This is a genomic window from Rhizobium sp. SVR5-9E (genome assembly GCF_056755095.1).
On record NZ_JBNDHS010000580.1, the window covers coordinates 1 to 250 of the forward strand.

Annotated in this window: 1 protein-coding gene; it reads right to left on the reverse strand. The window is 54.8% G+C overall.

Features of this window, described 5'->3' with window-relative positions; genetic code table 11:
• Positions 1-234: tlde1 domain-containing protein (locus tag ACPYOJ_RS36150; RefSeq protein ID WP_481420501.1), on the reverse strand; the 234-nt coding region annotated here is incomplete at its 3' end.
• Positions 235-250 lie beyond the last annotated feature (16 nt).

The window sequence follows — 250 nt, forward strand, 5'->3', positions numbered from 1 at the left end:
CGTAACGTACCCTCCCAGAAATTTATTGTAATTTTTGAAGACTATGCATCCTTTTGAAAAGCCCTGCGGGCCGAGCATGTAACGGTGCGCAAGCAAGCCGTCGAGGCGGTAGATGTCGACGCTGCCCACGGGGATGAGGCGCAGCGCGTGGACGCCGTGAAAAAGCTGCTCGCGCAATACGAGATCATAGACGTTTGGTGGTGTAGGCCCGCGATTTTTTTTCGTCCGCCTCATCGGGATCGGCCAACAT